This is a genomic window from Leucobacter insecticola, from assembly GCF_011382965.1.
In the GTDB taxonomy this organism is placed as follows: Bacteria; Actinomycetota; Actinomycetes; order Actinomycetales; family Microbacteriaceae; genus Leucobacter; species Leucobacter insecticola.
The window spans coordinates 2436145-2462675 of sequence record NZ_CP049934.1 but is presented as its reverse complement, the minus strand read 5'-3'; the positions used below and the strand labels follow the sequence as shown (position 1 = coordinate 2462675).

The window sequence follows — 26531 nt, the reverse complement described above, 5'->3', positions numbered from 1 at the left end:
ATTAGCCATTTCCTCGATTCTCTGTACATTTTCACCCTTTGTGTATACATTGGAGGTGAACCGAGGAGGGTGCATGCGAGCGAGCGATCGAGCATATTCCGTGCTGCTTGATGAGATCCAGCGCGGGATCCTGCGGCCGGGCGCGGTGCTCGGCGAGGTCGAACAGGCGACCCGTCTTGGCGTCAGCCGCACCCCCATGCGCGAGGCTATCCGACGCCTCGCAGCCGACGGTCTGATCGCCCAGCAATCCCCGAGAGTCACTGTCGTCACCGAATTTGATGCCGAAGACATTCAGAAGCTCTTCGTCACCCGCCGCGCTCTCGAGGAGACCGCCGCACGCATCGCAGCAGCCCGGCCCGAACGCGAAGTGTTCCAGGAGCTTGCGCGATCCTTCGAGACCACCGCGATCGAAGATGACGGCGCCGTCGAAGCGTATTACGGCCTCATCGCGGACTTCGACGCCGCGATCGATGCCGCCGTTGACAACCCCTATCTCACCCAGGGCCTGCGCACGATCCGCACCCACCTGGCGAGAGCACGCCGCCTGGCCCGCGACAACCACGCCCGCCTACAAATGTCGGTGGCTGAGCATAGCCTCATCGCACGCGCCATCGCCGACGGTGACGCAGGCCTCGCCGCCCACGCCACCCACGTCCACCTGCACAACGCCTTGACCTCAATTCTGGAGTCCATCCGGGAAGGATCGCAATGACCGTCAACCACCACGTTCGTGTCTACAAGAGCGAAGAAACCCTGCCGCGCGAAGAACAGCTCGCCTGGAAAATCGCGGAGGTCGCTGCTGACCCCGTGCCCGTCGACGCAGACGTCGTTGACATGATCATTAACCGCATCATCGACAACGCATCCGTCGCGGCGGCATCGCTGACCCGCGCGCCGATCGTGTCGGCACGGGCGCAGGCGCAAGCCCACCCCGTCTCGACCGGTGGCTCAGGATCCACGATCTTCGGCTGCGCCATCAGTGACAAGACGAGTCCCGAGTGGGCAGCGTGGGCGAACGGCGTCGCTGTGCGCGAGCTCGACTACCACGACACCTTCCTCGCGGCCGAATACTCGCACCCCGGCGACAACATTCCGCCGATCCTTGCCGTGGCCCAGCACGTCGGCGCAGACGGTGCGGCGCTTGTACGGGGGATCGCGACCGGCTACGAAATCCAGATGGATCTGGTGCGTTCGATCTGCCTGCACAAGCACAAGATCGATCACATTGCCCACATCGGCCCCTCCGCGGCAGCGGGGATCGGCACCCTGCTCGGGCTTGACGTCGAAACGATCTACCAGGCGGTCGGCCAGGGGCTGCACACGACCACGGCGACGCGGCAGAGTCGCAAGGGCGAAATTTCCACCTGGAAGGCGCACGCGCCCGCATTCGCCGGCAAGATGGCGGTTGAAGCCGTGGACCGCGCGATGCGCGGACAAACCTCACCGAGCCCGATCTATGAGGGCGAAGACGGCGTGATCGCGTGGATGCTCGACGGCCCGGATGCCGCCTACGAGGTGCCGTTGCCCGCCCGCGGCGAAGCGAAGCGCGCGATCCTCGACTCCTACACCAAGGAGCACTCGGCCGAGTATCAGGCCCAAGCCTGGATCGATCTCGCGCGCAAACTGCACAGCGAGCGCCCCGAGCTTGGCGATCCTGCGAACATTGCGAGCATTGTGCTGCACACGAGCCATCACACCCACTACGTCATCGGCTCCGGCGCGAACGACCCGCAGAAGTACGATCCGAAGGCGACCCGCGAAACGCTCGACCACTCGATCCCGTACATCTTCGCGGTCGCGCTGCAGGACGGCGGCTGGCACCACGTCGACTCTTACGCCCCCGAGCGTGCCGGGCGCGCGGATACGGTGGCGCTGTGGCACAAGATCACCACCGCAGAAGATGCCGAGTGGACCCGCCGCTACCACTCCATCGACCCCGACGAGAAGGCGTTTGGTGGTCGTGTCGAGATCACCCTCGCAGACGGCTCGACCGTCGTCGACGAGATCGCCGTCGCGGACGCACACCCGCTCGGTGCGAGGCCGTTTGCGCGCGCAAACTACATCGCCAAGTTCCGCCTGCTCGCCGAGCCCGTGCTCGAAGCCGCCGAAATTGAGCGCTTCCTCGACCTCGTGCAGCGGCTTCCTGAACTCACCCCCGCCGAGGTCACCGAGCTGACCATTATCGCGAAGCCGGGGCTGCTCGAGGCCGCCCCGAGCCCGAAGGGACTCTTCTAATGCTGTACGCACAGACCACCCCCGCCGACAAGCGGCGACTGTTCCGCGAGCGTCTTTCGACGGGAGAGCTGCTGCGGTTCCCCGGCGCCTTCAACCCGCTCTCCGCCAGGCTGATCGAACGCAAGAGCTTCGACGGCGTCTACATCTCCGGCGCCGTGCTGTCCGCCGACCTCGGGCTGCCCGACATCGGGCTGACCACCCTCACCGAGGTTGCGGGCCGTGCGCAGCAGATCGCCCGCATGACCGAGCTGCCGGCGATCGTCGACGCCGACACCGGCTTCGGTGAGCCAATGAACGTGGCCCGCACGATCCAGACCCTTGAAGACGCCGGCCTCGCGGGCGCGCACATCGAGGACCAGATCAATCCGAAACGCTGCGGCCACCTTGACGGCAAGGCCGTCGTCGACGAGAGCACCGCGATCAAGCGGATTCGAGCCGCCGCCGACGCCCGCCGCGATGCCAACTTCCTGATCATGGCGCGCACCGACATTCGCGCGACCGCGGACGGGCCCGCTGGCCTCGCCCTCGCAACCGATCGCGCGAAGGCGCTCGTGGACGCGGGTGCCGACGCGATCTTCCCCGAGGCGATGCGCACACTGGAAGAATTTGCGGCGATGCGCGCCGCCGTTGACGTGCCGCTGCTCGCGAACATGACCGAGTTTGGCAAGAGTGAACTGTTTACCGCGCAACAGCTTGCCGATGTCGGGATGAACATTGTGATTTGGCCGGTGTCGATGCTCAGGATCGCGATGGGGGCGACCGGGCGCGCGCTCGACACGCTGAACGAGGAGGGGCATCTCACCGGCAAACTCGACGAGATGCAGCACCGCGCCGACCTCTACGACCTGCTCGATTACGAGGCCTACAACCATTTCGATACGAGCGTCTTCAATTTCAACGTGGAGCGCTAGCGCTCGACGCCACACTTTGAGGTCGAACGCTAAGCATTCGAGGAGTCATTATGCGAGAAACAGACATCAAGAAGGGGCTTGCCGGGGTCGTCGTCGATACCACAGCCGTTTCAAAAGTAAACCCAGAATCGAACAGCCTGCTGTACCGGGGCTACCCGGTGCAAGAACTCGCGGCAACACAGCCCTTCGAAGCGGTCGCTTACCTGCTGTGGCACGGCGAGTTACCAACGGCTGCGCAGCTGGCCGAGTTGCGGGCTGAAGAGCGGAAACACCGTGCGCTCGCAGGCAACGTGCGGGCCGCGATTGACCTGCTGCCGCTCGATGCGCACCCGATGGATGAGGTGCGCACGGCGGTGAGCGTGATCGGGGCGTCTGACGTCAGCGGCAGCGGATCGGTGCTCGATGCCTCGGGCAGCCCCGAAGAGAATCTACTGCGCAGCATCCGCTTGTATGCGGCGCTGCCCGCGATCGTCGCCTACGGGCAGCGCCGCCGCCGCGCGCTCGACGCTGTCGAGCCGCGTGACGATCTCGACTATTCGGCGAACTTCCTGTGGATGACGTTCGGCGAAGAAGCCGACGAGGTCGTCGTGGACGCGTTCAACCGTTCGATGATCCTCTACGCTGAGCACTCCTTCAACGCGTCCACCTTTACTGCCCGGGTGATCACCTCGACGCTGTCTGATCTCTACTCCGCGGTGGTGGGCGCGATCGGCGCACTCAAGGGTCCGCTGCACGGCGGGGCCAACGAGGCGGTGCTCCACATCATGACCGAGATCGGTTCGGCGAACAACGTGGAGTCGTGGCTCGATAACGCCCTCGCCGAGAAGCGCAAGATCATGGGCTTCGGGCACCGGGTGTACAAACGCGGCGATTCGCGCGTGCCGACGATGAAGGCAGCACTCGATTCCTTGATCGCGCACTACGATCGCCCCGACGTGGCCGAGCTGTACGAAAAGCTCGAGAGCGAGTTCGTCGCCCGCAAGGGGATCTACCCCAACCTCGACTACCCCTCCGGTCCCGCCTACAACCTCATCGGCTTCGACACGCTGACCTTCACGCCGCTGTTCATCGCGTCACGGGTGACGGGGTGGACCGCGCACATCATGGAACAGGCCGCCTCGAATGCGCTGATCCGCCCCCTTTCCGCCTACAATGGCGTCGACGAACGACACGTGCCCGGCCTGTAGCGGTAGCGTGGGGGAGTAGGCTTCCCCGCGAAAGGATCGACGATGACCGAGACCACCTGCATTCAGACGGAGACCCGAGGGCGGGTCGCGACGATCACGCTGCACCGCCCGGAGGCATTGAACGCGCTGAACTCGGTGCTGGTGCGGGAACTGATCGATGCGGCGCTCGCGTTTGATGCCGATCCCGGGATCGGTGCCATCGTGATCACGGGTTCAGCGAAGGCCTTCGCGGCCGGTGCCGACATCAAGGAAATGGCCGAGCTCGGTTACAGCGACATGTACCTCGGCGGGCCGTTCCCCGGCTGGGCAGGCTTCGAGCGGATGCGCACGCCAGTGATCGCCGCCGTCGCGGGCTTTGCGCTCGGCGGCGGCTGCGAGCTCGCGATGATGTGCGACATCATCCTGGCCGCCGACACCGCAAAGTTTGGTCAGCCCGAGATTAACCTCGGGATCCTGCCCGGCTTTGGCGGGTCACAGCGTCTGCCGCGGGCGATCGGCAAGTACAAGGCCGCCGAAATGGTCCTCACCGGCCGCATGATGGGCGCGGAAGAAGCCGAGCGATCCGGGCTCGTGTCCCGGGTAGTGCCAGCCGACTCGCTCCTCGATGAAGCGCACGCCGTGGCGGAGACGATCGCTTCGAAGTCGCTGCCCGCCGTCTACGCGGCAAAGGAGGCGCTGCAGGTGGCGCAAGAATCGCCGCTGTCGGAAGGGCTGCGTTTCGAACGCCAGGCCTTCGCCGCGGCGTTCGCCACCGAGGATCAGAAAGAGGGCATGCGCGCCTTCGCCGAGAAGCGGGATCCTGAGTTCACGCATCGCTGATCGGTTTTCCCGCTGATTGAGCGAACGAAGTGAGCCGAAATCAAGGATCCTGCTCTCTTATCTTGATCCGTAATGCGTTGCTCTACTTTTTCTCTGGGCTCGAGTGCGGAGGTCTTCTGCGACTGTTGCAGGGAGGTTGTGAATAAGCAATCGTGTCATCCTAAATCTCCTCGTCTTCGCCTGAAATCAGTGATCTCAATCTTGGGAAATGGACACATCCCGAGAAGATGCCAGAATAGGAAGGGATTGCTGTCTCACCGAAATGAGTGTCCCTATTTCATAAAGCGCTCAGACCTGGTGTGTGTAATTAGTGAACGTGGCCGCCGAGCTCATCCATGAGGTAGTGGTCGAGTGTTGGCCCGACCGTCTGCGCGAGCTCGTCAAGGGAGAGGTTTACAAGCGGCGGAATCTTCAGGATGTACCGCGCCGTGACTACTCCGAGCAGCTGCGAACCGGCCAGGCTGAGCCGCAATTCGGTGTGATCCGTGCCAAGCCGGGGGCGAGCCGCGCAAAAAGCTCCTGGGTTACGAAGTTGAGGAAGATTCGTCGTGATTCCTCGTGTGTGCCGAGGCCTCGAATGAGGCCAAGAAAAGCTGGGCCTATTCCTGACCCTTCGAGGAGCCTCAACATAGTGAGCAAGTATTGGGTGCCGGGTGACGACGCGTCGTTGTGGGGCGCTGAGGCCGCGAGGATCGGGAATCCTTGGGTACGGAACGTCTCCGCGATTGCGGTGGTGAATAGATCTTCTTTGGTGCCGAAATAGTAGTGCACGAGCTTCGTGTCGACACCCGCTGCGAGGCCGATCTTTCTGATGGTGGTTGCCTGGTAGCCGTTTTCTCCGAATTCCGCGATTGCGGCCGCGAGTATCTGCTTCTTTCCGGCGCCGCCGTCGGCGCGTGGCCCACGGCGGGCGCGTGCCGGAGTTCCGTCACCCCGTGTGTGCGCGTCGCTCACCTGACTCATATTCTCAGGCTAGCAGCGCCCCCAATTCACTGAATGATGAAATGATGTAGGATCAATTTCACTGATAGATGAAATGAGGAGCTAAGAGATGCGCGCCCTGATAGTGAAAGAGTTTCGAGAGCTTGCACGTGACAGGCGAACCTTGGCGATGCTTGTGGTGTTGCCGGTGCTACTCTTGGTGATTTTTGGATACGCAGCCAACTTCTCTGTGGACCGGGTAACGGTGATCATTCTGGGTTCGGAGGCGGAAGCGCTTGCGGCGGACATCCAAGATTTCGACATCGCCGTTGATGAACTCGAGATACTGCGGGTGGACCCCACTCTCGGGGAGTCGGATGTCGAGAACCTTCTCGGTACTCAGGAGGCCAACGCGGTAATCCTAGCTGAAACCGCCGATGACGGTCCGCTGATCCAGCGGATGCGCGTGTTTCTTGACGGCAGTGGCTTGTTCACCGCGCAGGCGGCGTCGGGGGTATTCGCGAAGCTCGCCGCGGAGGATGCGCAGACTCGTGTTGCAGCGTTGCAGGCCTCGGCCAGTGGCGTGCCTCCGTTGCTCTCTGCGCCGCAGCTGAACCTTGCCGAAACCGATACAAGTGACATGATTACTGTGCTCTTTAATCCCGACCTGAAAACCTCGTGGGTAATGGTGCCTGGCCTGATCGGCCTCATTCTGCTCTTCATTGGTGCGCTTATCACCAGCATTGGGCTCGTGCGCGAGCGGGAGGCGGGTACACTCGAGCAGCTCGCTGTGATGCCCCTTCGCCCATCCGCGATAATTCTTGGCAAGATCACACCGTACTTTCTGCTTGCGCTCGTGAACATGGCGGCGGTCACCGCGTTGGGAGTCTGGCTGTTTGGAGTCCCGTTCACTGGAAGTCTGGTGTTGTTTGCGGCTGCCGCGATCGTGTTTCTGTTCGTTGTGCTTGGCATCGGCGTACTCATCTCCTCGGTGTCGCAAAACACCGGTCAGGCGATCCAGTTGGCGATACTGTTCGTCGTCCCCCAAATTCTGCTCTCGGGACTTATCTTTCCGCTCGATTCGATGCCGCTCGGTGTGCGCTGGATCGGCTTCGTTCTCCCGCTGACGTGGTTTCGTGAGATTACGCAAGGGGTCATGCTGAGGGATGCCGGTCTCGATAGCCTGTGGTTGCCATTGACCGTGCTTGCGGTGATGGCTGTGGTTGCGTTTGGCGCAGCGACCGCGAGAATGCGTCATTCGCTGACTCACGGGGGCGCCCGCTGATGCGTCCCGTCACCATTCACTTGGATCATGCTTCTGTCCACTTCGGTGAGTTCGCGGCTCTGAACAAATTCAGCGGTAGTTTCACCCCCGGCACCGTCACCGCGCTCATCGGGGGTGACGGTGCCGGAAAATCGACGCTCCTGAAACTCCTGGCCGGGCGACTCTCGCCCCGCCAGGGCAGTAACGAAGGGTTGCCCGTTGACCGCCGCAACCTCGGGTATCAACCCGCAGACTCGGGCGTGTGGCGAAACTTGTCAGTCGCCGAGAACATCGAGTTCGTCGCTCGCAGTTACGGGCTGACCGCCGCTGACACTCACAAACGATCGACGATGCTCCTCCAGCGTGCCGGGCTCGAGCACGTGGCAGAGCGGCTGGTCGGCAAGTTGTCCGGCGGGATGCGACAGAAGCTGGGCGTTGTACTTGCAACCCTGCACGGGCCGGGCCTGGTGTTACTGGACGAACCTACGACCGGCGTGGATCCGATCAGTCGGGCTGAGCTGTGGAGCCTGATCGCCGGTGCAGCGGCCGACGGCGCAACCGTGGTGTTTGCGACGACCTATCTCGACGAGGCCGAACGTGCCAGCCAACTATTTCTGTTAGGCAGCGGCACGCTGTTGGCCGCAGGTACCCCTGAGGAGGTAATCGCGAACGCTCCGGGCACCGTGTGGCGGGCGCCTGCGACTGGCGAGTCGGCGCGAATTTGGCTCGATTCTGAGCGCGTCTGGCGACGCGCCAACACTCTCTACCGCTGGGATCCCGATCAGGGAAACGCGGTACCGGAAGGCTTTCTTCCAGCCGTCGGTGACCTCGAGAATGCCAGCGTCGCGCTGCTCTTGAGCGAGGAAGCGCGTAAGGACGCGGCTGAACCTCTGCCCATTCCCGAACCGGCGACACTGCCGCACCCGACTGCATTCGCCGAACCATCAGAACAGCCCAAAACCATGCGGGCACCGTTGGTGCGTGTGCATGAGGTAACTCGTGAGTATGGTGTCTTTGCGGCGCTCGGCGGGGTGTCGATGCGCGTCGTGCCGGGTGAAGTGGTCGGACTCCTTGGCGGAAACGGAGCAGGGAAGACCACTCTCATGCGCATCCTGCTCGGTCTTGAGACTGCAACCACGGGCGTTTCCGAGCTGTTTGGCAGCGCCCCTAGCCTTGCAACACGCCGCCGCATCGGCTACGTAGCCCAGGGGTTGGGCCTGTATCCAGCACTGTCGGCGACGGAAAATCTACAGTTTGCGGCCGCGGTGCACGGCGTGACGGTCGATGAGCAATCGCTGCGGTACGCACGAAGTCTCGGTCGTGCAGCTATCGAGTCATTACCCCTGGGGACCAAACGCACGCTTGCCTACCTCGCGGCGAACGTGCATCGGCCCGAGCTTCTGGTGCTGGATGAGCCGAGTTCCGGGATGGATGCGCTGAGTCGTGCTCGACTGTGGCGCAACTTGCGTGCTGCGGCGGACGATGGCACCGGCGTGCTGGTCACGACACACTATATGCAAGAGGCAGAGCAGTGTGACCGCCTCGTGATCCTCGCCGCGGGCCGGGTCATTGCCGAGGGAACGGTGGCTGAAATCACGGAGGGATACAGCTCGTTTACGGTGGCGACAGTGCGATGGGCGGAGGCGTTTACGTTGCTGCGGAATGCGGGTATCGCCGCGATCCTCGACGGTCGTACGCTGCGGGTTCCCGGTGTCGACCGCGGCATTATTGAAGCCGCGCTTGCGCCGCTGCAGGATGGGGTGCAACTTGCTGCGAGCTCGGCGTCGATCGCTGAGGCGATGGCTCTAGCCGCGGGAGTGCCGGGATATGTGAAGTGAATTTGCGACACACGACACTAGCTTTGCCAAGTTGTAGAGCGCCTCGGTCTCTGGCGACCACACCGTCATACGAACGCGGGGCGACCGCAGTCGATGCCAGCCGTCTATGCGACGAACGAGCCGCTGCAGGTGGGGCAAGAATTGTTGCTGTCGGAGGGAGGGACAGAAGAATGTCAGCGATGCGCTGTTCGACGCTCCGACTCAAAACGCAACCGCATCGTCAATAGCTGATTGTGAAACGGGACCCTTGAGTAACTGGACCGGGAAAATGTCGATGTCGTCCCGATTAAAGAGCGCTCTGGTCTCCTCCATGAGCCCGGAGGCTCGCATGAGAAGGTTTCCGTCAGCAGGATCCATCTCGACGAGAATGTCGATATCGCTGCCCGCGTGTGCGGTGCCGCGAGCGATCGAACCGAAGAGTCTTGGATTCCTTGCAGCGTATTTATCAAGAATTGCCTGAAGCTCATCGCGACGTGTCTCGAGGAGCTCGCGGATAGCGAGCGTCTCGGGTGTCGCGATGGTCATAGACATGCCTTAAGAATACCTAGAGAGCCTGATCAAGCGCGAGGAATATGACGCATCCGTTACTGAGCTGAAGCCCTCGTAGACGCCATATCTCAAGAAGATGCCAGAATAGGAAGGGTTTGCTGCAGATTCAGGCAGATACCAAAGGAGCATTGATGAGCTACAGCGTTGCGGTCGCGGGAGCCAGCGGCTACGCGGGAGGCGAGCTGCTGCGCCTGCTTGCCCAGCATCCCGAATTTGAGATCCGCACGGTAACGGGCCACTCGAGCGCCGGTCGCCCGCTCATCGAATCCCAGCCGCAGCTGCGCTCGCTCGCTCACCTCACGCTGCAAGAGACGACGCCCGAGGTGCTCGACGGCCACGACATCGTGTTTTTTGCGCTGCCCCACGGTGCGTCCGGCGAGTTCACCGCGCAGCTCACCAGCGTGCGGCTCGCCGTCGACTGCGGTGCGGATCATCGGCTCACCGATCCCGCGGACTGGGACGCCTTCTACGGTGGCGAGTACCACGAGGCGTGGACCTACGGTGTGCCGGAGCTGATCGTCGCCGAGCGTGCCGCTGATGGCGCACCGATTTGGACCCACCAGCGCGAACATCTCGCGGGGGCAACACGTATCGCCGCCCCCGGCTGCAACGCGTCAACGGTGGCACTGTCACTCGCGCCCGGGATCGCCGCGGGGGTCATCGAAGCCCACGACATCGTCTCCGTGCTCGCAGTCGGCCCCTCCGGCGCGGGCAAAGCGGCCAAAACCAATCTGCTCGGTGCGGAGCTCATGGGCACCGCAAACCCCTACGCGGTGGGCGGCACCCACCGCCACATCCCCGAGATCAGGCAGGCGCTGCGCGGGGCAGGAGCAGCCGGTGAACCGAGCATCAGCTTCACGCCTGTACTCGTGCCAATGAGTCGGGGGATCCTCGCCACCTCGACCGCCCGCATCGTGCCCGGCACGAGCGCCGCCCAGGTGCGCGCCGCCTGGGAAGACGCCTACGCCGCAGAGACTTTCGTCCAGGTGCTTCCCGAGGGGCAGTTCCCGCGCACGGCAGACACCCTCGGCGCCAACACCTGTCTCATAGGCCTCGCCGTCGACGAAGCCGCCGGCCGCGTTGTTGTTGTCGCCGCGCTCGACAACCTCGCCAAGGGCACCGCGGGGGCAGCGATCCAATCCGCCAACATCGCGCTCGGGATCCCCGAGGCGACCGGCCTCAGCATCAATGGAGTAGCACCGTGACCGTCACCACCCCGCAGGGATTCCGCTCGGCAGGCATCGCCGTCGGTCTCAAGAGCACCGGCAAGCCCGACCTCGCCCTCGTCGTCAATGATGGCCCGGCACCCGCCGCGGCCGCCGTGTTCACGAGCAATCGTGCGCAGGCAAACCCGATCCTGTGGAGCCGCAAGGTGATGCAGGGCGACACCCCGCCCCGCGCGATCATCCTCAACTCGGGCGGAGCGAACTGCTTCACCGGTGACTTCGGTTACGCAACGGTCAGCCTGACCGCAACCGCGGTCGCCGAAGCCACCGGGATTACGGCTGACGAGGTGCTCGTGTGTTCCACCGGCCTCATCGGCACCGGCGATCAGACTTTCCGTGACAAGATCGTCAGCGGTGTGCCCGCGCTCGCCGCGGCGCTCGCGAGCGACGACACCACCGCTCCCGCCGCGATCCTGACCACGGACAGCGTCGAAAAGACCGCCGTTCACCGCGGAGACGGCTGGACAATCGGCGCGATGGCGAAGGGCGCAGGCATGCTCGCGCCGGGCCTCGCCACGATGCTCGTGGTCATCACGACGGATGCGCTGCTCGACAACGCCGCCCTCGACGGTGCCCTGCGCTCCGCGACTGCGACGAGCTTCGACCGCCTCGACTCCGACGGCTGCATGTCGACCAACGACCAGGTGACGCTCTTCGCGAGCGGGGCCTCCGGGATCACCCCCGATGCGCAAGAGTTTGCGGCCGCGCTCGCCGCCGTGTGTGACAGCCTCGCGACGCAGTTGCAGGCGGATGCCGAGGGCGCAAGCCACAGCATCGATATCGAGGTGGTGGGGGCGGCGAGCGAGGCCGACGCGATGGAGGTGGGCCGATCCGTCGCCCGCAACAACCTCTTCAAGGCTGCAATCTTCGGCAATGACCCGAACTGGGGCGTGTGCTCGCCGCGATCGGCACGACCGAGGCCGCCTTCGACCCCTACCAGGTCGACGTCAGCTTCAACGGCGTGCGGCTGTGCCACGCGGGCGCACCCGATCGGCCCATCGACGAGTGTGATCTGACCCCGCGCAACACCCGCGTGCGCATCGAGCTGTTCGCTGGGGATCACACCGCGACGATCCGCACCAACGATCTCACGCACGCCTACGTGCACGAAAACAGCGCCTACTCGAGCTAGCGGGCTTCGGCAACCAGGGAGAACAATGACCACCACCACACAGCGGCTCGACCACGAGCAAGCCGCCGCAAAAGCCGAGGTATTGATCGAATCGCTGCCCTGGCTGAAGAAGTTTCGTGACCGCGTCATGGTCATCAAATTCGGCGGCAACGCGATGGTCGATGAGGCGCTGTTGCGCGCCTTCGCCGAAGACGTCGTCTACCTCAGGCACACCGGGATCAAGCCCGTCGTGGTGCACGGCGGTGGCCCGCAGATCAACGCGATGCTCGCTCGCCTCGGGATCGAAAGCGAGTTCAGGGGCGGCTACCGGGTGACGACCCCCGAGACGATGGAAGTCGTGCGCATGGTGCTCACCGGCAAGGTGAACCCCGAACTGATCGACGAGATCAACGCACACGGCCCGCTCGCCGCCGGCACCACGGGTGAGGACGCGGGGCTCTTCATCGGCAAACGTCGCCCGCCCATCGAGGTCGACGGCGAGATGGTGGATCTTGGCCTCGTCGGTGACGTGGTCGGCGTGCGCGTGGAGCCGGTGCTCGCGCTGCTGGAGGCAGGGCTGATTCCGGTGGTCTCTTCGATTGCGCCCGACGTGGACAGTCCAGGGGACTCGCTCAATGTCAACGCAGACGCCGCCGCGGGGGCGCTCGCTGCCGCGCTCGGGCCGAGAAGCTCGTGATCCTCACCGATGTTGCCGGGCTCTACGCGAACTGGCCAGATCGCGACTCCCTCGTGTCGTCTATTGCGGCCGCAGACCTTGAGCAGATGCTCCCGAGCCTCGAATCGGGCATGATCCCGAAGATGCGGGCCTGCCTCGACGCCGTGCGCGGCGGGGTCAGTAAAGCCGCGATCATCGACGGGCGCGAACCGCATTCCGTGCTGCTTGAGATTTTCACCGAGAGCGGGATCGGCACCGAAGTTATCCCCTGATACTTCTGAGAGTTTCACTTGCGAAGCTGAGCCTGTGGAGAGCCGCAGCAGGAATCGAGCCGAGCCGTCACGCTGGGTGAATGACGCTAGCGAACCTCTTTCAGTGGGCCGCGCTGCTCTGGGCGGCGGGCGCTTCCGCTGCCCTCGCCGTGAGCGATGTGCGGTGGCGGCGTATCCCGAACAGGATCGTGCTGCCCGCGGCGTTCGGGATCGCAGTGCTACTGGCGCTCACCCAGAACGAAAGGCGGCTCCTCGTCGCGGTCTGCGGGGGAGCTGCGCTCGCCGCCGCACACCTGGTGCTCGCCGTGGCGGGTGGCCTCGGCGGCGGAGACGTGAAGCTGGCGCTGTTCATCGGGATTCCGCTCGGGTACTTCGGAGGCTGGGGTGCGGTGTTGCTTGGCGGCGCACTCGGCTGGGTGTTTGCGGGCGTTGGAGCGGCAGTGCAGGCCGGATTGCGGAGCCGAATGCGTAGGTGCAGGAGAACGCCGGAACCCCGCGCCCGCGGTCTGCCCTTCGCCCCATTTCTGCTGGCGGGGAGCTGGCCGGTGATTCTAGGGTGCGTTCTGGCAACGTACCCTAGCCTTAAGGGGTGACCTCTATGCTCCTGAAACACTTCGACCCCGCATCGTACGACGCGTTTCTCTTCGACCTCGACGGGGTCCTGACGCCGACGGTTGATGTGCATCGGCGCGCCTGGCAGAGAACCTTCGACGCGCTCTTTGCTGCGATGGAGTTGCAGCCCTACAGTGAGGCCGAATACTTTGAGTCCCTCGACGGCCGGGCGAGATTTGATGGGGTGGCGACGCTGCTGAAAGCACGGGGCATCGAACTTCCCGCTGAGGGAGGGGCCGGGTGGCAGGCGAGCGTGCGCGGTATCGGGAACCGAAAGAACGACGTCTTCACCGAGGTGTTGGAGCGCGACGGGATCGAGGCGTACCCCGGCAGCCTCCGCTTGCTCGATCAGCTGCGACAGTTCGGCACGCCCCTTGCGGTGGTCTCAAGCTCGCGCAATGCTGAGGCGGTGCTTCGTGCTGCCGGGATCCGGGATCGCTTTCTCGCCGTGGTGGACGGGGTGGTTGCCGCACGAGAACACCTTCCGGGTAAACCCGCCCCCGACACCTTTCTGCGAGCCGCAGCGCAGCTGGGCGTGAGTCCAGAACGGAGTGTGGTGTGTGAAGACGCCACCTCGGGAGTGGAAGCCGGCCGTGCCGGAGGCTTTGGACTGGTGGTAGGCGTTGATCGTGGGGCCGGAGAGTCCGCGCTGCGCAACGCAGGGGCACACCGTGTAGTGCAGGATCTTGAGGAGCTGACCCAATGAGCAACGCGACTTCATCCCGCGCGAGTTCGGCCCGCGCCAACCAAGCCGACGCCGAAGTGCTGGGTTCCCCGATCAACGAACTGCACCGCGACTTCGGCGAGGACCCCTGGCGGCTCGTAGTTCAGGGGATTGACCCCGCCCTCGCCGGACAGGACGAAACCGTCTTCGCGCTCGGCAACGGCTATCTCGGGATGCGCGGCAACCACGAAGAGGGACTGCCACTCGGCAGCCACGGCACCTTTGTGAACGGGCTGCACGAAACCTGGCAGATCCGGCACGCCGAATACGCCTACGGTTTCGCCGAGCAGGGGCAGACCATCGTCAATGTGCCCGACGCGAAGAACATTCGTATCTATATCGACGACGAGCGCCTCAACCTGCAATCCTCCGACATTCTCGATGTGCAGCGGATCCTCGACCTCAAAAACGGCACCCTCACCCGCTCACTGCTGTGGCTCACCTCGACTGGCAAGCGGGTGCGCGTCGAGTCCCGTCGCATGGTGTCGTTCGATTCGCGGCATATGGCGACCATCGAGATGCGGATCACGGTGCTCGACGCCGATGCCGAGCTCACCGTGAGCAGTCTCATCATCAACAGACAAGACGTCGGTCGAGTGACGCGCGAGGAACCAACGAAGCCTGGTGCCGCGGATTCGGGCATACAGGATCCGCGCAAGAGCGAAACCCCGCGTGAGCGAGTGCTGGATCCGGGGCCCACCCACAGCGACGAGAACCGCAGTGTGCTGAGCTTCCGCGTGCACAATTCGAGCATGGGGCTTGGGATCGGCGTCGACCACCTCTTCGAATCTGAGGACGGCGGCGAATGGCGGCGGCAGGTTGAATCGAACGGTGACCGCGTGCGGCACGTGTTCCAGGGGGTCGCCCGGCAGGGGCAGACGGTGCGGCTTGTGAAGACGCTGGCCTACCATTCCTCAGCGACGGCCGTGCTGACCGAGCTGATTGACCGGTGTGTGCACACCCTCGATAAGGCCGCCGCTGAACCGGAGGATGAGCGTTGGGAGCGCCAGCGCCGCTTCCTCGACGCATTCTGGGATCGCAGTGACGTGCGCGTTGACGCCGAACCCGGAGTGCAGCAGGCGATTCGCTGGAACCTGTTCCAGCTGGCGCAGGCAGCGGCGCGCGCAGACGGGCGCGGGATCTCCGCCAAGGGACTCACCGGATCCGGGTATGACGGGCACTACTTCTGGGATTCCGAGATTTACGTGCTGCCGTTTTTGAGCTACACCTCGCCGTTGTGGGCGAGAAACGCGCTGCGTGCCCGCGCGCGGATGCTGCCGAAAGCCAGGCAGCGGGCCGTCATGCTGAACGAGGAGGGTGCACTGTTCCCGTGGCGCACCATCAACGGTGAAGAAGCCAGCGCATACTATGCGGCGGGCACGGCCGCCTACCACATCAACGCAGACATCACCTATGCGCTTGCCCGCTACGTATCGGCGACGGGGGACCTCGAATTCATGCGCTCCGACGCGGGCGATATTCCCATCGAGACCGCCCGCCTGTGGCGCAGCCTCGGCTTCTGGCGAGACAACGCGGATGGCACCCGCAGCTTCCACATTCACGGGGTTACCGGGCCGGATGAATACACCGCCGTTGTCAACGACAATCTCTTCACCAACGTGATGGCCCGATTCAATCTACGATTCGCTTCCGAGGTCGTGCATCGCTTACGGCGGGAGAACCCTGAAGGCTACGCCGCGATGGTGGATCGCCTCGGCCTCGACCCCGCAGAAGCCGAGGAATGGGAACGCGCCGCCGACGCCATGTGCGTGCCCTATTCGGAGGACGCGGGGATCCACCCGCAAGACGCCCACTTTTTGGAACGGGAGGTGTGGGACCTCGCGGCGACCCCTCCCGAACAGAAACCACTGCTGCTGCATTTTCACCCCCTCGTGATCTACCGCTTTCAGGTCATCAAACAGACCGACGTGGTGCTTGCGCTGCTCCTCGCGAGCGACGAGTTCACGCGGGAGGAGAAACGCCGCGATTTTGAATACTATGACGCGCTCACCACGGGAGACTCGACCCTCTCCGCGGTCGTGCAATCGGTGATTGCCGCCGAGGTGGGTTACCGCGAACTCGCGTACCGCTACTTCACACATTCACTGCGGGTGGATCTTGACGATCTGCACCATAATTCCGCCGACGGCGTGCACATTGCCTCCACGGGAGGCGTGTGGATGGCGCTGGTGCAGGGCTTCGCGGGAATGCGCGACGCCGGCAGGGTGCTGCGCTTCGATCCGCGGCTGCCCGGCCACTGGGGATCTCTGTCCTTCAAACTTGAGTGGCGAGGAACGCGCATCCGGGTCACGCTCGAGCAACACCGCATGAGCTTCGAGATTGTGGAGGGCAGCGAACCGGTCACGGTCAGCGTGCGCGGTGAAGACGTGCTGATCCGGCAGGGCGCGCCAAGCGAGGTGCTGCTGCAGGATCAAGGCCCGGATCTGGGAGCGTTTCGAGGGTTATCGGCCGGGATCCTGCCGCGCGAAGGGGATACGGGGGTGGTGCCGGATCTCGTCGCCGAGGTCCCCATCGTCACCACCTCGATCCCGATCCGTGCCGTCGACGAGTAGACTGGTTCCATTCGGTCGGCGCTCGGACGAGCGGCGAAGGGTAGGGCCCGCAAACAAGGAAAGGTAGGCCGTCGTGACCTATGTGATCGCACTTCCGTGTGTGGACGTGAAGGATCGCGCGTGCGTGGATGAGTGCCCGGTGGACTGCATCTACGAGGGTGAACGATCGCTGTACATCCACCCCGACGAGTGCGTCGACTGCGGCGCCTGCGAGCCGGTATGCCCGGTCGAAGCGATCTACTACGAAGACGATCTGCCGAGCGAGTGGTCCGACTACTACAAAGCCAACGTTGAGTTCTTCGACGAGATCGGATCCCCGGGGGGCGCGGCGAAGGTCGGTGTCTACGCCTTCGACCACCCCGTCATTGCGGTACTGCCGCCGCAGGGGAGTAGCTCGTGCGCGGTCCGCTGCCCGACTACCCGTGGGATGCGATGGCTCCCTATATCGCGGAAGCCTCGCAGCACCCGGAGGGGATCCTGAACCTCTCGATCGGTTCGCCGGTCGATCCCTCCCCGGCATCGGTGCGCGAGGCGCTCGCCGCCGCCACCGATGCGCACGCCTACCCTGCCACGGCCGGGAGCCCCCATCTGCGTGAAGCGATTGCCGAGTGGTTTCTTCGCCGCCGCGGTGTGACGATCGCCCCGGAAGCGGTGCTGCCGACCATCGGATCGAAAGAGCTGGTGGCGCTGCTGCCATTTTTGCTCGGTGTGGGGGCGGGGGAGGCCGTCGTGTTTCCGCGCATCGCGTATCCGAGCTACGCGATCGGTGCGGCGCTTGCGGGTGCCGATGCCGTCGCCGCAGACGACCCCGCCGAATGGCCCGATCACACCAAACTGGTGTGGCTGAATTCGCCGTCGAACCCTGATGGGCGGGTGTTAGGGGTTGACGCGCTGCGGGCAGCGGTGGCGCGGGCGCGCGAGTTGGGCGCGGTGATCGCCGGGGACGAATGCTACGCGGAATTCGGTTGGGAGACTCCCTGGGATACCGAGCCGATCCCGTCGATCCTGGATCCCCGCGTCGTGGGAGAAGACCACACGGGAGTGCTCAGCGTGTACTCGCTGAGCAAACAGTCAAATCTTGCCGGCTACCGGGCGGCGTTCATCGGGGGCGATCCCTCGCTCATCGACGCCCTGCTGACCGTGCGAAAGCATGCCGGGCTGATGCAGCCCGCGCCCGTGCAAGCGGCCATGACTGCCGCCCTTGCAGACGAGACGCACGTCGCGGAGCAGCGGGCGAGGTACCGCGCCAGGCGCGAACTGCTGCTGCCCGCGCTCGAATCTGCGGGCTACCGCGTCGAAGGCAGTGAAGCCGGACTGTATCTCTGGGTGACGCGCGACGCGGATGCCTGGGAAAGCGTCGCGGAGTTCGCGAGCCTGGGCATCGTGGTGGGGCCGGGGCATTTTTATGGCGACCATTCCGCACATCACGTGCGGATCGCGCTGACGGCCACGGACCTTGATGTGGCCGCGGCTGCGGCCCGGATCCGAGCCGGTGGCGTGGCTCGGAAATAGAAGTCTGTGAAGCTCTGAATCGACATTTTGTTCGACGTCAAGATACTCTAGGGGTGAACACCCCGAACAATTTTGCGGTTTTCTGCTCAGCGAGCAGCCGATATGGTGGTTGAGTGGCAGCGCTTACCTGGCGTTGTAGCCGAAAGAGATCCCACGAGGAGATGACGTGACTGAATCGACTCACGGCCAGCAGCCAGCAGCCGCGAAGCTGACATACCCCGGAGGCAGTGCGGAGCTTCCGATTCTGCAAGCCGTAGACGGCACCTCGGCGATTGACATCACTACCCTGACGCGGCAGAGCGGTTACACGGCCCTCGACTACGGCTTCGTAAATACTTCTTCAACCAAGTCTGCGATCACCTACATTGACGGTGACAAGGGGATCCTGCGCTACCGCGGTTACCCGATCGAAGAACTGGCTCAGGCATCGACCTTTCTTGAGGTCGCCTACCTGCTCATTTATGGAGAGCTGCCGACCCCCGATCAGCTGTCAGAGTTTGACAACGAGATCCGCCGCCACACCCTGCTGCACGAAGACATGCGCTACTACTTTGAGGGTGTGCCGCACACCGCTCACCCGATGGCGGTGCTTTCCGGTGGCCTGCAGACCATGTCCACCTACTACGAGAACTCGCTTGATACCGCGGTGCCCGAGTTTGTCGAGGTGAATACGATTCGTCTGCTTGCGAAGCTGCCGATTCTTGCGGCGTACGCGCACAAGAAGACGATCGGGCAGGCCTTCCTCTACCCCGACAACAACCTCAGCTTTGTCGAGAACTTCTTGCGGCTGAACTTCGGCAACAAGGCGGAGAAATACAACCTCAATCCGGTACTCGTTGATGCGCTCGATAAGCTCCTGATCCTGCACGCCGATCACGAACAGAATGCCTCAACCTCAACGGTGCGGCTCGTCGGTTCGACCGGTGCGAACATGTTCTCCTCTGTGTCTGCCGGCATCAACGCTCTCTCGGGCCCGCTCCACGGTGGTGCCAACGAGGCCGTGCTTGAAATGCTCGCGGGGATCCGCGATTCCGGCCAGAGCGTAGAAACCTTCGTGGAGAAGGTGAAGAACAAGGAAGACGGTGTGAAGCTGATGGGCTTCGGGCACCGCGTCTACAAGAACTACGATCCTCGCGCCCGCATCGTGAAAGACAGTGCCGCGAAGGTGCTGCAGGAACTCGGCGTGAACGATCCGCTGCTCGCCCTCGCGCAAGAGCTTGAGCAGATCGCGCTCGAAGACGACTACTTCAAGGAGCGTAAGCTCTACCCCAACGTCGACTTCTACACGGGAGTGATTTACAAGGCGATGGGATTCCCGACGCGCATGTTTACGGTGCTGTTTGCGATCGGCCGTTTGCCCGGCTGGATCGCGCAGTGGCGTGAGGCCCGGGAGGATCCGCAGACCAAGATCGGCCGCCCGCAGCAGCTCTACATCGGCAGCCCCGAGCGCCACCTGAACCGCTAACGTACCCCGAAGGAGCCTTCGCCGCATGCACGCGACGCCCGCACTGGAATTCCGTGGACTGATGAAGCGGTTCGGCGACAAGACTGCAGTCGAGGGCATCTCGCTCGCGATCCCGGTGGGATCCTGCTACGGGATCGTCGGCCCGAACGGTGCTGGCAAGACGACCACCCTCTCTATGGCGACGGGGCTCCTGCGTCCCGACGCAGGCCACGCGCTGATCGCCGGTATTGATGTGTGGCAGCAGCCCACCGCGGCGAAAGAGCTGGTTGGGGTGCTCGCGGACGGCGTCAAACTGTTTGACCGGCTGACCGGCGAGCAACTCATCACCTACACCGGTCTCCTCAGCGGGCTGGGGGCCGAAATAGTGGCGCAGCGCTGCACGGATCTCTTGACGATGCTCGACCTGGTGGAGGCGCGAAACACGCTCGTCGTTGACTATTCAGCCGGCATGACGAAGAAGATCGCGCTGGCGTGCGCGCTCGTCCACGCGCCCAGACTGCTCGTGCTTGACGAGCCGTTTGAAGCGGTGGACCCGGTATCCGCGGCAAACATCCGCGACATCCTTGAGGGGTTTGTGCGCGGCGGTGGCACCGTCGTCGTGTCGAGCCACTCGATGGACCTGGTGCAGCGGATGTGCGATCACGTCGCCGTGGTAGCAGAAGGCCGGCTGCTGGTGGCGGGAACGGTTGACGAGGTGCGCGGCGAGTCAACGCTCGAAGACCGCTTTGTCGAGCTCGTGGGTGGGCGCCAGCACCTCGAGGGGCCAACGTGGCTGAATCATTCCTAGGCTCCGCTGAAGTGACGGCGCGCTCGGGAGCGCTCGCGCGCATTCGAGTGCTGGTGCGACTGCGCTTTGCAGTGATGCGGAACGTGCTGCGACGCCACCCCTGGCAGATGGTGGGCGCCATCATCGGTGCCGTCTATGGACTCGGTGTGCTGGTGTCCGTGGCGCTCGGTCTTATTGGATTGAGTTTCGCCGATCCCGAGATCGTCACGACGGTCCTGGTGCTCGGGGGCGCGGCGCTAGTGCTCGGGTGGATGGTCGGCCCGATCTTCGCATCGGGCATGGACCGAACGCTGGACCCTGAAAAGCTGGTCGTACTGCCGATCTCCCCGAGTGTCCGGCTTGCGGGTCTTGCTGCGGCAAGCCTCGCCGGGATCCCGGGCATCGTCACGCTTCTCGTCGCGGCGATGACGGCGGTGGCGTGGATCCGGTCGCCGCTCGCCGCGGTGGCCGCGATTGCCGCGCTCGTCCTCGCGCCGCTCGCCGCGATCACCTGCGTGCTTGCGTGTCAGCTCGTCATCTCCGCGATGTCGCGGGTGGCTGCGAGCCGCCGCTTCCGCGAGGTTATTTGGGGTGTGCTGCTGCTCATGCTCGTCCTGTTGGGACCGATCATGAGCGGGGTGACGTCCGGCGTCATGAGCCTCGTGGAGAGTCTGCCCGCGATCGCCGAGGCGGTTTCCTGGAGTCCGTTGGGCGCGGTGTGGGCAGTGCCCGCCGAGCTCGCTGCGGGGGACTGGCTGCCCGCGATCCTGAAGCTTGTGATTGCCGTCGCGACGGTGGTGCTGCTGGGCTGGGGATGGCGCGCGATCTCGCAGGCGACCGTGGGTGTGGTGGGTGCAGGATCCCGTGCAAAGGCCAGCGCCGGCACGGGGTGGTTCGGACGCTTCCCCGATACCCCGCGCGGCGCGATTGCGGCGCGCACCCTGACGTACTGGCTGCGCGATCCGCGCTACCTGCAAAGCCTCATCGTGGTGCTGGTGATGCCGGTGGTATTCGGGTTTGTCGCGGTAAACAGCGCCACACCGATCCTGCTCCCCGGTTCCACCGTGATGGTGGCGGTGCTGCTCTCGCTGAGCACCTTCACCGATGTCTCCTACGATGGTACGGCGTTTAGCACGCATCTGCTGCGAGGGGTGCGCGGCATTGACGACCGGCTCGGTCGCATCTGGTCGAATGCGCTCCTCGCCGTGCCCTTGATCTTGCTAGTCGCCGTGGCCACGACGGCCATTGTCGGACGCTTCGACCAGTTGCCGACCCTGCTCGGGCTGACCGCGTCCGTGACCCTCGGCGGCTTCGGCGTTGCGAGTGTGTGCTCGGCACTGTTTGTGATGCCGGTGCCACAGTCGGGGGAGAGTCCTTTCATCTCGAAACCCGGCGCGGGGATGCTCAGTATGGTCGGCATGGCCGGTTCATACGGCTCGCTCACTGTGCTGTCGCTGCCCGCCATCGGGTTTTCGATCGCGGCGGGGATCACGGGAGAAGCGTGGCTCGCCTGGACGACCCTCGCGGTCGGTGTCATCACCGGTGCTGTGGTGTTCACGATCGGGGTCCGCTGGGGTGCCGCGATCTACGACCGCCGCGCTCCCGAGCTGTACGCCCGCGTCGTCGCCCAGGGCTAGTACGCCCAGGGCCCCCGGCCCGGGGCCCCTGGCGCGGATCCGGCCCGGATCCCGCCGGGCCGCCCCGGCCCGGCCCGGATCCCGACCCCCCGAGTCACCCCAAGCCACCGTGTGCGCAGATTGTTCTTATGAGGCCAGATAACAGCCACTTGCGCACACGCTACCTTCCTGCCGCATTTCCTTGGGGCGTGGTGTGTGCGCAGATAGTTCTAATGAGGCCAGATAACAGCCACTTGCGCACACGCTACTCGCGTCACAATTTCTGGCGGTCGTGGTGTGTGCGCAAGTTGTGCTTATCGCCGCGAATAACGACAAGGTGCGCACACAGCACGAGGGCGTGGGGAAAGTGAGCGCAGGGTCGGGCGAGTGAGCGCAGGGTCGGGAAAGTGAGCCCGGGGGTAGGGCGGGAAAGTGAGCCCAGGGTCGGGAAAGTGAGTCCGGGGGTGGGGCGAGTGAGCCCGGGGCGGGCTGAGACTAGGCGTGCAACGCCGCGTTGAGCACGATGCCGGATCCCTCGCGGGGCAGCACCTCGACGGCGCCGCTGCGCGAGTTACGGCGGAACAGCAGCTTCGGCACACCGGAAAGCTCAACGGCCTTCACCTCTACGGGCTCGCCGCCGGACTCGCTCGTCCCGCGCGGCAGCAGCACCTTCGTGCCGGCCGTCACGTACAGACCCGCCTCCACGACGCTATCGTCGCCAATCGAGATTCCGATCCCGGAGTTTGCGCCGAGCAGTGCCCGCTCACCGATCGAGATTCGTTGTGTGCCCCCGCCAGAGAGCGTCCCCATGATCGACGCACCGCCGCCAATGTCTGAGCCGTCGCCCACGACGACACCCTGCGAGATCCGGCCCTCAACCATCGAAGCGCCGAGGGTACCGGCGTTGAAGTTCACAAAGCCCTCGTGCATCACGGTGGTGCCCGGGGCGAGATGCGCACCGAGGCGCACCCGCGAGGCATCGGCGATACGCACTCCCTGGGGCACAACATAGTCGGTGAGGCGCGGGAACTTGTCCAGGCCGACGGAGCTGATCCCGGCCCGCTTGAGTATCGGCAGCTGCGCCGCATAATCCTCGGGCAGCATGGGACCCGCTGTCGTCCAGGCGACGTTGGGAAGCTTGCCGAAGATCCCGTCGAGGTTGATCGAGTTGGGCGCCACCAGGCAGTGTGACAGCAGGTGCAAGCGAAGATACGCGTCTTCGGTGCTCGCCGGCGCCGCATCAAGATCGATCTCGATGTTGATGAAACGGAGTTCAACGCTGCGAGCCTCATCGGTGCCGGTGAGGCCGGCGAGTTCTGCCGGGGCGATCCACGGATCGCGATCCTCCGGGCGTTTGCCGAGCGCTGGTGCTGGGAACCACGCATCGAGGGTGGTGCCCGGCGCCAGGGAGTCGAGTGAAGTAACGGTTGCGAGCCCTGCAGACCAGGCAAAACGTGATTCAGTCATGGCTCCCATCGTATCGGCCCGAATCGAGAAGATAGGCTTGAACCCGTGACTTCGAGTGCGAGCAACCTTCTGAACCCCGTAGCCGGCCCCGTCGAACTGACCAGGCAGCTCTGTAATATTGCTTCAGTGTCGGGGGATGAACGCGGCATTGCCGACGCGGTCGAGGCTGTGCTTCGGGATCACGCGCCACACCTCACGGTGACCCGCGACGGTGACACGCTCATCGCCCGCACGGAACTGGGCCGGGATCGCAGAGTCGCCCTTGCGGGCCACCTCGACACCGTGCCGATCAATGAGAACCTCCCGGTGCGAAACGAGACAGACCCCGAGACCGGCGACGCGGTCATCTGGGGGCGGGGAACCGTTGACATGAAGGCGGGCGTGGCGGTACAGCTCGCGCTCGCCGTCGAGTTGACGCAACCCGCTGTCGACCTCACCTGGATCTGGTACGACCACGAAGAAGTCGCCTCGGAGCTCAGCGGACTCGGGCGCGCCATGCGAAACCACCCGGAGCTGTTTGGCGCGGACTTCGCGATCCTCGGTGAACCCTCGAACGGCACCATTGAGGGCGGCTGCAACGGCACGCTGCGCGCCCGGGTGACGATGCGCGGCAAGCGCGCCCACTCCGCGCGCAGTTGGATGGGGGAGAATGCGATCCACCGCGCAGGCGCGCTGCTCGCCAAGCTCGACGTTTTCACCCCGGAACGCATCACAGTCGATGGCCTTGAGTATCGCGAAGGGCTGAATGCCGTGAGGATCGAGGGTGGTGTCGCAGGCAATGTGATCCCGGATCACGTGAGTTTCGATGTGAACTACCGCTTCGCGCCGAGCCGTTCAGCGGAGGAAGCGATCGCGTATGTGCGTGAGTTCTTCGCGGGTGCGGACGAGGTTGAGATCGTGGATCTCGCCGCGGGTGCACGGCCGGGGCTCGACGATCCTCTCGCGCAGGGGTTTGTAGCGGCGGTGGGGGAGACGCCCACCGCAAAACTCGGTTGGACCGATGTCGCTAGGTTTTCGGCGCTCGGGATCCCCGCCGTGAATTTTGGGCCGGGCAACCCGCTTCTCGCGCACGCCGACGACGAGCGGGTGCCGATCCGGCAGATTGAGGCGAGTATGAGGTCACTTCGAGACTGGCTCACAGCCACCTCTTAGTGCCGCGCAAGCTGGGCACGATTTCGCCGAACCATGGCGCTAGCGGATAATAGAAGAGATTGAACAAACTTGCGAGGAGGCGCCATGGCTGCAATGAAACCGAGGACTGGGGATGGACCCATGGAAGCGGTGCGTGAAGGCCGGGTGATCGTTGTGCGTGTCCCGCTTGAGGGCGGAGGACGCCTGGTTGTATCTGTGAACGACCAAGAAGCTGGCGAGCTGCGAGACGTGCTCGCGGCCGTGCTCGATCGCTAAGACGCTCCCAAAAAATGTGAAGCCGTATTGGCGGTTGGTGTGATCCCAACCGTCAATACGGCTTCACTCTTTGGCGGGTGGCGCATGGGAACCCTGGACCGGAGACCCGGAGACCCGGAAACCCAGAGACCCTAGCCGGCCTGCCGTACCAGGGTGAGGACGCCGTCGCCGGCGGGCGAAAGCATCGAGGCGATCGCGGGGGAGTCGGCAACAAGAGCGAGGAGATCGCGGAGTGCCTGGGTTGCCTCATCGCGGGCTGCGGGATCCGGCACTCGGCCGTGTGAGAATGCTCCGGGCACCACCACGCAGCCGCCGGGCCGAACGATGGTAAGAGCGTGCTCGAAATAGTCGAGCAACTCGGTAGGGTTCGCGTCGAGTACCACCAGGTCATAGGCGGCGAGGTTGAGGCGGGGCATGACGTGGAGCGCGTCGCCCTCGATGAGGCGCAGCCGGGAGGATTGGATCCCGGCATCGGCAAATACGGTGCGGGCCTCACGCAGGTGCTCCGGCTCGATCTCGATTGATGTGAGGGTCGCCTCGTTGTCGTAGCGCAGCAGCGAGAGTCCACTCACCCCGACCCCAGTGCCGATCTCGCAGATTGCGCGGGCGCGGCTGAGTGCTGCCACCCCCGAGAGATGCGCCGCGGTGGACCGGCTCACCGGCTCGATCCCGAGCTCGAGTGAGAGCCTGCGTGCCCGCATCTGCGCTTCAGTTTCGCCCGGATACTGTTCGGCGTACTGCCAATTGCGTTCGAGCTTGCTCACGATCTCCTCCGTGGGTTGTTGCGACATGTTTTGCGGGGATCCGCAGGTAACGCGCACGACTGTGACTAGCGTACGGCTCAGTGCCGGTGGAAGCTGGCTTACACGCGTGAAGCCAAGTAAATCGCGCGGAGCGCAGCCGAAATATCACTCGTGGCGACTACGATAGACGTTGTGGGCCTGACGATAGACAAGATTCTGGTGATCATGGTGATCGCCATGTTTGTCGTTGGCCCTGACCGGCTGCCCGCGTACGCAAAGAAGCTCGGCGAGCTGGTGCGCAGCCTCAAACGTATGTCGGAGGGCGCAAAAGACCGTCTCAAGGAAGAGATGGGTCCGGAGTTCGACGATGTCGATTGGCGGCAGCTTGACCCGCGTCAATACGATCCGCGCAGGATCATTCGCGACGCCCTATTGGAGGATCAGCGCGAGGCTCAGATCGCAGCCAGGCGCGCCGCGCGAAGCCCGGGCACTGCGGCGACGGTTGCGTCGGGTGTGGCTTCGGTCGCAGCGTCCGAAACTTCTGGAACGCTCGCCTTTGATGAAGAAGCGACGTAGGCACCGGCATAGACCTATAGGCGTGATTCAGGGGCGGATCCAACCGAATCGATAGAGAGCG

General features: G+C 64.2%; 23 protein-coding genes and 3 pseudogenes. 21 read left to right on the top strand and 5 right to left on the bottom strand.

Going from position 1 to position 26531, the window contains the following annotated elements; translation table 11 throughout:
• The first annotated feature begins 73 nt into the window (after nucleotides 1-73).
• Genes G7067_RS11445 through G7067_RS11425 form a run of 5 tightly spaced genes read left to right on the top strand, consistent with a single transcriptional unit; the run spans nucleotide 74 to nucleotide 5152 of the window.
• Complete coding sequence (locus tag G7067_RS11445; protein WP_166324456.1) at nucleotides 74-712, top strand: GntR family transcriptional regulator; 639 nt, start codon at nucleotides 74-76, stop codon at nucleotides 710-712.
• Nucleotides 709-2235, top strand: a complete 1527-nt coding sequence (locus G7067_RS11440; protein ID WP_166324453.1) for an MmgE/PrpD family protein — start codon at nucleotides 709-711, stop codon at nucleotides 2233-2235. The genes G7067_RS11445 and G7067_RS11440 overlap by 4 nt, the downstream gene beginning before the upstream one ends.
• Complete coding sequence (gene prpB, locus G7067_RS11435) at nucleotides 2235-3146, top strand: methylisocitrate lyase (protein WP_166324450.1); 912 nt, start codon at nucleotides 2235-2237, stop codon at nucleotides 3144-3146. Before G7067_RS11440 ends, prpB begins: the two co-directional genes overlap by 1 nt.
• A 50-nt stretch (nucleotides 3147-3196) precedes the next feature.
• Nucleotides 3197-4333: a bifunctional 2-methylcitrate synthase/citrate synthase gene (locus tag G7067_RS11430; protein WP_166324447.1), complete on the top strand. Its 1137-nt coding sequence runs from the start codon at nucleotides 3197-3199 to the stop codon at nucleotides 4331-4333.
• Nucleotides 4334-4375: 42 nt separating this feature from the next.
• Nucleotides 4376-5152 (top strand): enoyl-CoA hydratase, encoded by a 777-nt coding sequence (locus G7067_RS11425; protein WP_166324444.1) that lies wholly within the window; start codon nucleotides 4376-4378, stop codon nucleotides 5150-5152.
• Nucleotides 5153-5459: 307 nt separating this feature from the next.
• On the opposite strand, the gene G7067_RS11420 is transcribed toward G7067_RS11425, so the two are convergent.
• Together G7067_RS11420 and G7067_RS11415 are read right to left on the bottom strand one after the other, a co-directional pair.
• The gene (locus G7067_RS11420) at nucleotides 5460-5624 is read right to left on the bottom strand and encodes a TetR/AcrR family transcriptional regulator (RefSeq protein WP_166324441.1); all 165 of its coding nucleotides are present in this window, start codon (nucleotides 5622-5624) and stop codon (nucleotides 5460-5462) included.
• The gene (locus tag G7067_RS11415; RefSeq protein WP_166324438.1) at nucleotides 5585-6115 is read right to left on the bottom strand and encodes a TetR/AcrR family transcriptional regulator; all 531 of its coding nucleotides are present in this window, start codon (nucleotides 6113-6115) and stop codon (nucleotides 5585-5587) included. The genes G7067_RS11420 and G7067_RS11415 overlap by 40 nt, the downstream gene beginning before the upstream one ends.
• Nucleotides 6116-6203: 88 nt before the next feature.
• On the opposite strand from G7067_RS11415, the gene G7067_RS11410 reads away from it, so the two are divergent.
• Both G7067_RS11410 and G7067_RS11405 read left to right on the top strand, forming a co-directional pair.
• The gene (locus tag G7067_RS11410) at nucleotides 6204-7358 is read left to right on the top strand and encodes an ABC transporter permease (protein WP_166324435.1); all 1155 of its coding nucleotides are present in this window, start codon (nucleotides 6204-6206) and stop codon (nucleotides 7356-7358) included.
• Nucleotides 7358-9175, top strand: a complete 1818-nt coding sequence (locus tag G7067_RS11405) for an ATP-binding cassette domain-containing protein (RefSeq protein WP_166324432.1) — start codon at nucleotides 7358-7360, stop codon at nucleotides 9173-9175. Before G7067_RS11410 ends, G7067_RS11405 begins: the two co-directional genes overlap by 1 nt.
• A gap of 201 nt (nucleotides 9176-9376) precedes the next feature.
• Here G7067_RS11405 and G7067_RS11400 read toward each other — a convergent pair whose 3' ends face one another.
• A complete protein-coding gene (locus tag G7067_RS11400) occupies nucleotides 9377-9706 on the bottom strand; it encodes a nucleotidyltransferase family protein (RefSeq protein WP_166324429.1) in 330 nt (109 codons plus the stop codon).
• 149 nt (nucleotides 9707-9855) lie between these two features.
• On the opposite strand from G7067_RS11400, the gene argC reads away from it, so the two are divergent.
• The 11 genes and pseudogenes from argC (at nucleotide 9856) to G7067_RS11345 (ending at nucleotide 22298) form a co-directional block, all read left to right on the top strand.
• On the top strand, nucleotides 9856-10929 hold the full coding sequence (gene argC / locus G7067_RS11395) for an N-acetyl-gamma-glutamyl-phosphate reductase (protein WP_166324426.1): 1074 nt from the start codon (nucleotides 9856-9858) through the stop codon (nucleotides 10927-10929).
• Nucleotides 10926-12082, top strand: a pseudogene (gene argJ, locus G7067_RS11390) (bifunctional glutamate N-acetyltransferase/amino-acid acetyltransferase ArgJ). Before argC ends, argJ begins: the two are co-directional and overlap by 4 nt.
• A gap of 25 nt (nucleotides 12083-12107) precedes the next feature.
• Nucleotides 12108-13009: pseudogene (gene argB / locus G7067_RS11385) on the top strand (acetylglutamate kinase).
• A gap of 80 nt (nucleotides 13010-13089) precedes the next feature.
• Complete coding sequence (locus G7067_RS11380) at nucleotides 13090-13602, top strand: prepilin peptidase (protein WP_166324423.1); 513 nt, start codon at nucleotides 13090-13092, stop codon at nucleotides 13600-13602.
• Nucleotides 13603-13607: 5 nt separating this feature from the next.
• Nucleotides 13608-14327 (top strand): HAD family hydrolase, encoded by a 720-nt coding sequence (locus tag G7067_RS11375; protein WP_166326141.1) that lies wholly within the window; start codon nucleotides 13608-13610, stop codon nucleotides 14325-14327.
• Nucleotides 14324-16918 carry a glycoside hydrolase family 65 protein gene (locus G7067_RS11370; protein WP_166324420.1) on the top strand — a complete coding sequence of 865 codons (2595 nt, stop codon included), beginning with the start codon at nucleotides 14324-14326 and terminating at the stop codon, nucleotides 16916-16918. The genes G7067_RS11375 and G7067_RS11370 overlap by 4 nt, the downstream gene beginning before the upstream one ends.
• Nucleotides 16919-16991: 73 nt before the next feature.
• A pseudogene (gene fdxA / locus G7067_RS11365) lies at nucleotides 16992-17303 on the top strand (ferredoxin); the annotation flags it as partial.
• A gap of 47 nt (nucleotides 17304-17350) precedes the next feature.
• Nucleotides 17351-18430, top strand: a complete 1080-nt coding sequence (gene dapC, locus G7067_RS11360) for a succinyldiaminopimelate transaminase (protein ID WP_166324417.1) — start codon at nucleotides 17351-17353, stop codon at nucleotides 18428-18430.
• A gap of 166 nt (nucleotides 18431-18596) precedes the next feature.
• The gene (locus tag G7067_RS11355) at nucleotides 18597-19895 is read left to right on the top strand and encodes a citrate synthase (RefSeq protein WP_166324414.1); all 1299 of its coding nucleotides are present in this window, start codon (nucleotides 18597-18599) and stop codon (nucleotides 19893-19895) included.
• A 25-nt stretch (nucleotides 19896-19920) separates the two neighbouring features.
• Nucleotides 19921-20682 (top strand): ABC transporter ATP-binding protein, encoded by a 762-nt coding sequence (locus G7067_RS11350; RefSeq protein WP_166324411.1) that lies wholly within the window; start codon nucleotides 19921-19923, stop codon nucleotides 20680-20682.
• A complete protein-coding gene (locus G7067_RS11345; RefSeq protein ID WP_166324408.1) occupies nucleotides 20664-22298 on the top strand; it encodes a transporter in 1635 nt (544 codons plus the stop codon). The genes G7067_RS11350 and G7067_RS11345 overlap by 19 nt, the downstream gene beginning before the upstream one ends.
• Nucleotides 22299-22772: 474 nt before the next feature.
• On the opposite strand, the gene dapD is transcribed toward G7067_RS11345, so the two are convergent.
• Nucleotides 22773-23744, bottom strand: coding sequence for a 2,3,4,5-tetrahydropyridine-2,6-dicarboxylate N-succinyltransferase (dapD, locus tag G7067_RS11340; RefSeq protein ID WP_166324405.1), 972 nt, complete (start codon nucleotides 23742-23744; stop codon nucleotides 22773-22775).
• A 45-nt stretch (nucleotides 23745-23789) separates the two neighbouring features.
• On the opposite strand from dapD, the gene dapE reads away from it, so the two are divergent.
• Entirely contained in the window at nucleotides 23790-24896 is a 1107-nt protein-coding gene (gene dapE / locus G7067_RS11335) for a succinyl-diaminopimelate desuccinylase (RefSeq protein ID WP_166324402.1), read from the top strand.
• Nucleotides 24897-24980: 84 nt separating this feature from the next.
• A complete protein-coding gene (locus tag G7067_RS11330; RefSeq protein WP_166324399.1) occupies nucleotides 24981-25151 on the top strand; it encodes a DUF3117 domain-containing protein in 171 nt (56 codons plus the stop codon).
• 131 nt (nucleotides 25152-25282) lie between these two features.
• On the opposite strand, the gene G7067_RS11325 is transcribed toward G7067_RS11330, so the two are convergent.
• Nucleotides 25283-25915, bottom strand: coding sequence for an O-methyltransferase (locus tag G7067_RS11325; RefSeq protein WP_166324396.1), 633 nt, complete (start codon nucleotides 25913-25915; stop codon nucleotides 25283-25285).
• Nucleotides 25916-26086: 171 nt separating this feature from the next.
• On the opposite strand from G7067_RS11325, the gene G7067_RS11320 reads away from it, so the two are divergent.
• Entirely contained in the window at nucleotides 26087-26470 is a 384-nt protein-coding gene (locus G7067_RS11320) for a twin-arginine translocase TatA/TatE family subunit (RefSeq protein WP_166324393.1), read from the top strand.
• Nucleotides 26471-26531 lie beyond the last annotated feature (61 nt).

Bases quoted from the DNA above. Each gene is read 5' to 3' on its own strand.
- G7067_RS11445 (WP_166324456.1), top strand. From the start codon at position 74: ATGCGAGCGAGCGATCGAGCATATTCCGTGCTGCTTGATGAGATCCAG.
- G7067_RS11440 (WP_166324453.1), top strand. From the start codon at position 709: ATGACCGTCAACCACCACGTTCGTGTCTACAAGAGCGAAGAAACCCTG.
- prpB (WP_166324450.1), top strand. From the start codon at position 2,235: ATGCTGTACGCACAGACCACCCCCGCCGACAAGCGGCGACTGTTCCGC.
- G7067_RS11430 (WP_166324447.1), top strand. From the start codon at position 3,197: ATGCGAGAAACAGACATCAAGAAGGGGCTTGCCGGGGTCGTCGTCGAT.
- G7067_RS11425 (WP_166324444.1), top strand. From the start codon at position 4,376: ATGACCGAGACCACCTGCATTCAGACGGAGACCCGAGGGCGGGTCGCG.
- G7067_RS11415 (WP_166324438.1), bottom strand. From the start codon at position 6,115: ATGAGTCAGGTGAGCGACGCGCACACACGGGGTGACGGAACTCCGGCA.
- G7067_RS11410 (WP_166324435.1), top strand. From the start codon at position 6,204: ATGCGCGCCCTGATAGTGAAAGAGTTTCGAGAGCTTGCACGTGACAGG.
- G7067_RS11405 (WP_166324432.1), top strand. From the start codon at position 7,358: ATGCGTCCCGTCACCATTCACTTGGATCATGCTTCTGTCCACTTCGGT.
- G7067_RS11400 (WP_166324429.1), bottom strand. From the start codon at position 9,706: ATGTCTATGACCATCGCGACACCCGAGACGCTCGCTATCCGCGAGCTC.
- argC (WP_166324426.1), top strand. From the start codon at position 9,856: ATGAGCTACAGCGTTGCGGTCGCGGGAGCCAGCGGCTACGCGGGAGGC.
- G7067_RS11380 (WP_166324423.1), top strand. From the start codon at position 13,090: ATGACGCTAGCGAACCTCTTTCAGTGGGCCGCGCTGCTCTGGGCGGCG.
- G7067_RS11375 (WP_166326141.1), top strand. From the start codon at position 13,608: ATGCTCCTGAAACACTTCGACCCCGCATCGTACGACGCGTTTCTCTTC.
- G7067_RS11370 (WP_166324420.1), top strand. From the start codon at position 14,324: ATGAGCAACGCGACTTCATCCCGCGCGAGTTCGGCCCGCGCCAACCAA.
- dapC (WP_166324417.1), top strand. From the start codon at position 17,351: ATGGCTCCCTATATCGCGGAAGCCTCGCAGCACCCGGAGGGGATCCTG.
- G7067_RS11350 (WP_166324411.1), top strand. From the start codon at position 19,921: ATGCACGCGACGCCCGCACTGGAATTCCGTGGACTGATGAAGCGGTTC.
- dapD (WP_166324405.1), bottom strand. From the start codon at position 23,744: ATGACTGAATCACGTTTTGCCTGGTCTGCAGGGCTCGCAACCGTTACT.
- G7067_RS11330 (WP_166324399.1), top strand. From the start codon at position 24,981: ATGGCTGCAATGAAACCGAGGACTGGGGATGGACCCATGGAAGCGGTG.